At 28.3% G+C, this 6048-nt stretch carries 6 protein-coding genes and 1 pseudogene; all 7 read left to right on the forward strand.

Features of this window, described 5'->3' with window-relative positions; genetic code table 11:
• Nucleotides 1-127 (forward strand): annotated as a pseudogene (locus Q1J48_RS06240) (SPFH domain-containing protein); the annotation flags it as partial.
• Between the two features lie 260 nt (nucleotides 128-387).
• Nucleotides 388-1113, forward strand: a complete 726-nt coding sequence (locus tag Q1J48_RS06245; RefSeq protein WP_300362049.1) for a gamma-glutamyl-gamma-aminobutyrate hydrolase family protein — start codon at nucleotides 388-390, stop codon at nucleotides 1111-1113.
• 18 nt (nucleotides 1114-1131) lie between these two features.
• Entirely contained in the window at nucleotides 1132-2574 is a 1443-nt protein-coding gene (locus tag Q1J48_RS06250; protein ID WP_300362052.1) for an alanine/glycine:cation symporter family protein, read from the forward strand.
• 155 nt (nucleotides 2575-2729) lie between these two features.
• On the forward strand, nucleotides 2730-3869 hold the full coding sequence (locus Q1J48_RS06255) for a M20 metallopeptidase family protein (protein WP_300362054.1): 1140 nt from the start codon (nucleotides 2730-2732) through the stop codon (nucleotides 3867-3869).
• A gap of 22 nt (nucleotides 3870-3891) precedes the next feature.
• On the forward strand, nucleotides 3892-4701 hold the full coding sequence (locus Q1J48_RS06260; protein WP_300330544.1) for a Cof-type HAD-IIB family hydrolase: 810 nt from the start codon (nucleotides 3892-3894) through the stop codon (nucleotides 4699-4701).
• A 237-nt stretch (nucleotides 4702-4938) separates the two neighbouring features.
• The gene (locus Q1J48_RS06265) at nucleotides 4939-5766 is read left to right on the forward strand and encodes an MBL fold metallo-hydrolase (protein ID WP_300330546.1); all 828 of its coding nucleotides are present in this window, start codon (nucleotides 4939-4941) and stop codon (nucleotides 5764-5766) included.
• A gap of 13 nt (nucleotides 5767-5779) precedes the next feature.
• Nucleotides 5780-6048 (forward strand): magnesium chelatase domain-containing protein (locus Q1J48_RS06270; RefSeq protein WP_300362056.1); only part of this gene is annotated, 269 nt, incomplete at its 3' end.

The following is a 6048-nucleotide window of genomic DNA, read 5'->3' on the forward strand; positions in this document are numbered from 1 at the left end:
GAGTATGGAAACTTTTGCAAAAGTTGCTGATGGAAAAGCTACAAAAATAATAATACCAAGTGAGTTACAAAATTTATCTACATTTTCAGAGATATTTCACGAGCCACAAAATAAAATAGAAAAATAATTAGATGATTAAATAAAAAAGATAGATTTCAAAAATTGAAACCTATCTTTTTTTGTTGCTCCCCTGCCAAGGAATTATATTATAACATATAAAAAAATAAATATCTATAATTAATAAAAATTTAAGATTAAGTAATTTGAAATTAAAATAAAAAAATAAAATTAAAACATTTGTACTAAAAAATAAACAAAAATGTTGACTTTAATAGGATGATAATATATTATATAACTTAAATATAGAAGTTTTGAGGAGGGAATATTATGAAAAAACCTATAATAGGTATTACATCAGCTTACGAAATAGAAGATGGACTTAGAAATTATCACAGAACAACAGTTAGCATAGATTATACAAAATCAATTATTGCTGCTGGTGGAATTCCAGTTGTTCTACCTATCACTTCAGATGTAGAAACAATTAAAGAACAATTAAAATTATTAGATGGATTAATTTTATCTGGAGGGGTAGATATAAATCCAAAATATTATGGTGAGGATTTTAAAAGAGATATTGGAATAATTTCTCCAGAAAGAGATGAGGGAGAATTCTTATTATTAGAAGAGTTTTATAAAACAGAAAAACCAATTCTTGGAATTTGTAGAGGGCATCAATTATTAAATATATTTTTAGGTGGAAGTATATTCCAAGATTTAAAATATACGGGGAAAGAAACTTTAAAACACAGTCAAGATTTTTATCCAGAACTAGATGTACATAAGATAAAAATAACAGATAAAGAAAATATTTTAGCAAAATTATATGGTGAAGAAGTAAGGGTAAACTCTTTTCATCACCAAGCTATAAATAAATTAGGAAAAGGTTTAAGTGTAATTGCTACTGCAGAAGATGGAATAATAGAAGCAGTACAGATGAAAGAACGTAAATTTCTTTATGGATTACAATGGCATCCAGAGATGATGACAGCTAGAGGAAATGAAGAGATGAAAAAAATATTTATAGAATTTGTTAAAAGTTGTGAAAAATAAATTATTGGAAGGTGAATTATGTTAAAATATTTTCAAATGTTGGTAGAGTTTTTATGGGGATTACCAATTATTGTTATCATTCTTGGAACAGGGATATATTTTACTCTTAAATCTGGATTTTTTCAGGTTATCTATTTAAAACATATATTTTCAGAAACTATTTGTAAAACTATAAAAAAAGGAAATAAATCAGAGGGAGCCGGACTTATCACTCCATTTGAAGCTGTTTCTACTGCGATAGGAGGATCAGTAGGAGTAGGAAATATAGGTGGAGTTGCAACTGCTATGGCAGTAGGAGGTCCAGGAGCGTTGGTTTGGCTTTGGATAGCAGCTTTTGTTGGTATGATATTAAAAATGGCTGAAGTTTCATTGGGAGTTTATTATAGACAAACTGATGAAAATGGAGAGACATATGGTGGACCAACTTACTATATGGAAAAAGGTTTAGGAGAAGAAAAGGGACATAGCTGGTGGATAATTCCTGCAACTATCTTTGGTGGTGGAATTTTCTCAACATTTTTTATAACAGTTCAAAACTATACAGTATCAGAGGCAGTTAGTTCAGCTTTTGGAATAAAAATAATCTATGCTAGTACAATATATATTGTTTGTAACTATATACTTATTATAGGCGGGATAAAAACTCTTGGAAAAATAGCGAGTAAGATAGTTCCTCTTATGTGCTTTTTCTATATAGGGGCAGCTCTATATATAATAGGGATAAATATAGAAAATTTACCAACTGCATTTAAATTAATTTTTTCTGGTGCTTTCTCTGGAACAGCTGCAGTAGGAGGATTTGCAGGGGCTGGTTTCAGACAGGTTATGAGAATAGGGATGGCAAGATCTGTATTTAGTAATGAAGCAGGGTGGGGAAGTTCTCCAATGATACACGCTTCAGCACAAACAGATCACCCAATTAAACAAGGGCTTTGGGGAGCTTTTGAAGTATTTGTTGATACAATAATAGTTTGTACTTTAACTTGTTTAGTAATTGTTGTTACTGGAGTTTGGAATTCTGGTGCAACAGGAGCAACTCTTACATTAAGTGCTTTTGAAAGTGGAATGGGTGTTGCAAGTAAAATATTTATAGCAACAGGAATTTTCTTATTTGGAATAACAACATCATCAGGTTGGTATGCTTATTATGAGATTATCTTAAGACATCTTATGAAATCATCTCCAAGATTAAAAAGCGGAATTTTAAAATTCTATAAAATATTTTATCCAGTTCCAGGATTCATAATGGTTGTTATGGCAACAACAATAGGAATGCCTGGATCTACTGTTTGGCTGTTTGCAGATTTCACAACAGCAGTTCCAACATTTATAAATGTTGCAGTAATTTTATCATTAAGTGGAACTTTCTTTAAATTATTAAAAGATTATAAAACTAAATATATTTTAAAAGAGGAAGTTAAAGCTGAGGATAAAATAAAAGTTTTTTATGAAGAAAAATAATTAATAATTAAATTAAAAGTAAGGGTAGTTTTTTAAAGTTCCCTTACTTTTTTATGATTTAATTAGAGATAGGGTTAAAATTTTGACAGAAAAAATTTTATATTATATAATAAGAGCAAATAAATTCAAAGGTTTTTATTTTTTAAGGGGGATTTATGGAGGATTTTTTTTACAAGACAAGATGTACTTTACACCAAATGCCAGAAATAGGATTAGAGGAGTATAAAACAAGTAGGTTTATAAGAGAATTTTTAAAAAGTTTAGAAATAGAATATTTAGAGATAGAGATGAGTACAGTAGCTATTTTTAAAGGTGAAGAAGATAGATGGATTGGTTTTAGAGCAGATATAGATGCTCTTCCTTTACAAGAAGATGGAGAAAAGGAGTATAAATCTAAAATAGATGGAATGATGCACGCTTGTGGTCATGACGGACACACAACTAATCTTTTGTATTTTTCAAAATGGTTAAAAGAACAAATAGAGTCTGGAAAAAAATTAAAAAAATCAGTTATGTTAATATTTCAATCTGGAGAAGAGGGAAAAGGTGGAGCTAGATTTGTAGCTAATTCAGACTTTTTTAAAAGTAAAATCTTTGATGGAATTTTCGCTTTACATTTAAATCCAGGGTTGGAAGAGGGAAAAATAGGAACAAGGGCTGGTGCCATAAGTTTCCAAAATATAAACTTAGATATAGAGATAATCGGAAAAGGAAGTCATGGAGCTGAGCCACACAAAGGTATCGATTCTATTTTAATTGGAGCTAAATTGGTTGAGGCTTATCAATCCATAATTTCAAGAAATTTAAATCCTCTTGAGCCAGCAATTTTAACAATAGGAAGTTTTAAAGCTGGGGAAGTAAGAAATATTATTCCAGAAAAAGTAAATATTTTAGGAACTATAAGATTTTCAAATAGAGATCTTATAGAGTTTTTTAGAGAGAGAATAACAAGTATAAATAAAGGTTTAGAATTAGCTTTTGGAGTAAAGATAAATATGGAGTTTAATCCTTTTTATCCACCAGTGGTAAACGATGTTGAACTTTTTAAAAAGATAGAGAAAATAGTACCAAAAGAAGATTTTATTGGGGATATGAGATTCACAGCCTCAGAAGATTTTTCTTTTTATTTACAAAGTGGAAATAAAGGGTTGATGTTTTTATTAGGTACTAGAAATGAAAAGAAAAATTTCGTATATCCTTTGCATAATCCAAAATTTGATTTTAATCCAGAAGTATTAAAAAAAGGGTTTACAGTTTTTAAGGATTTATTAATAGAAATGGATGCATTTAAATAGAAAAAATAGACGGAGGAAACAGATGAGTTACAAAATGATTGTTACAGATTTAGATGATACTCTTTTAAATGATAAAAAGGAGATATCAAATGTAGATTTGGAAGCAATAAAAAAAGCAGAAGAGCTAGGAGTAAAATTTATTCTTTGTTCAGGAAGACCAACTTTTGCTATGAGAGGGTTAGCAGAGGAAATTGAAGCTAAAAAATATGGAAGTTATATTCTTTCATTTAATGGTTCTATAATAACAGAATGTAAAACAGGAAAAAATATTTTTGAAGCTTCATTAGAAAAAGAGGATTTACATTTAATGTATGATCTAAGCAAAAAATATAACACTCATATATTGACATATATAAATGATGAGATAATATCAGAAACAGAAAGTGAATATATAGATGTGGAAGTTGATTTAACAAAGATGAATCACAAAATAGTAAAAAGTTTTAAAGAGTATGTTGATAGAGGAGCTGTAAAATGTATGCTTTTAGCTGAGCCAACATATTTAAAAGAGGTTGAAAAAAAGATAAAAGAGGAGTATAGTGATAAATATACAATAGCTATATCTAAACCATTTTTCTTAGAGATTACAAAATTAGGAATAGATAAAGGAGTTGGAGTTAGAAAATTAGCTGAGATTTTAAATATTCCTATTGAAGAGGTTATAGCAGTAGGAGATTCATTTAACGATATTCCTATGTTAGATGCAGCAGGTACATCGGTAGCAGTAGAAAATGCCAATGAAGAGATAAAAAATAGAGTTGATTATATAACAAAATCAAATAATGATGGTGGAATAGCCCACGTTATAGATAAATTTATATTTAACAAATAAAAAATTTCCTATTCTTTAAATATAAAGAATAGGATTTTTTTAAAATTTTTTAAAAAATTTAACAGATTTTTTTCGAAAAAAAATAAAAAAAACTGAACAAAAAATAAAATAAAAATATTAAGAATATAAAAATAACTTCAAAAAAGTAGAAAATGACATTTTTCCAAATTTGAGTTTAACTTTTAAATGTAGTAAAATAAAAGGTAGAAAAAATTTTGATTAGAGAGAAAGGGAAAAATGCTAGAGAAAGATTATTTTAAAGTTATAAAAATGGAAGATGATATTTATAGAATTTGTGAGCCACAAAACATCTATACAACAGTTGTTTTGGGAAAAGAAAAGGCTTTAGTTATAGATACAGGACACGGTTTTGGAAATGTTAGAAAGGTTATAGAGGAGATAACAGATCTACCTCTTATAGTGGTTGATACTCATAGTCATTTAGATCATGTTGGTGGAAATTATAATTTTGATGAAGTATATATTAATTTTAAAGAGTTACCAAATTATTATTACAACCAAAAAGAGAAAGATTTAATGGTAAAATCCTTTGAAAAATTATTAAAAAATAAAGGAATTCAAATGTGGCCAGATGAGTTTGACAAAGAAAACTTTTTAACAACAACAACTAAAAAGTTTTTACCATTAGAAGATCATCAGATAATAGATTTAGGTGACAGAAAGATAGAACTTATAGAAGTTCCAGGACATACTATTGGACATATGACATTTTTAGATCATAAAACAGGAATTTTATTTTCAGGAGATGCTGTTTCAACTTCATTGTGGCTTTATTATGAAAATGGAATTACCTTGGAAAAATATTGTAAAAATTTAGAGGGATTGAAAAAATATCCAATAAAAGGATTTTTATCAGCCCACGTACAAAAAATATTACCATTGAGATTATTAGATGTATTACAAGAAACTATAAAGGAAAGAGATCCTAAAAAAAGCAAAATATTTATTCACCCTCGTAATGGTCAACAGGCTTTGATATACAAAAAAGAAGATGAAGAATTAGGAAAAATATATATATTATATCCGATATCTGAAAGAGTATAAGAAAGGAGTCTTTATGATTGTAAAAGTAAAAAGTGGAAGTTATTTTGGAATACAACCTTTTTTAGTTGAAGTGGAAGTTGATATTTCCAAAGGACTACCTGTTTTTAATATTGTTGGTTTAGGTGATACAACGGTTATTGAGAGTAAAGAGAGAATAAGAATAGGACTGAGAAACAGTGGTTATGAAATCTTTACAGGAAGAATAACAGTAAATTTAACTCCAGCAAGTATAAAAAAAATGGGAACTCACTTTGATTTACCAATAGCAGTAGGATTATTGTG

It is taken from the genome of Fusobacterium sp., assembly GCF_029258315.1.
In the GTDB taxonomy this organism is placed as follows: Bacteria; Fusobacteriota; Fusobacteriia; order Fusobacteriales; family Fusobacteriaceae; genus Fusobacterium_B.

Bases quoted from the DNA above. Each gene is read 5' to 3' on its own strand.
- Q1J48_RS06260 (WP_300330544.1), top strand. From the start codon at position 3,892: ATGAGTTACAAAATGATTGTTACAGATTTAGATGATACTCTTTTAAAT.
- Q1J48_RS06250 (WP_300362052.1), top strand. From the start codon at position 1,132: ATGTTAAAATATTTTCAAATGTTGGTAGAGTTTTTATGGGGATTACCA.
- Q1J48_RS06245 (WP_300362049.1), top strand. From the start codon at position 388: ATGAAAAAACCTATAATAGGTATTACATCAGCTTACGAAATAGAAGAT.
- Q1J48_RS06265 (WP_300330546.1), top strand. From the start codon at position 4,939: ATGCTAGAGAAAGATTATTTTAAAGTTATAAAAATGGAAGATGATATT.
- Q1J48_RS06255 (WP_300362054.1), top strand. From the start codon at position 2,730: ATGGAGGATTTTTTTTACAAGACAAGATGTACTTTACACCAAATGCCA.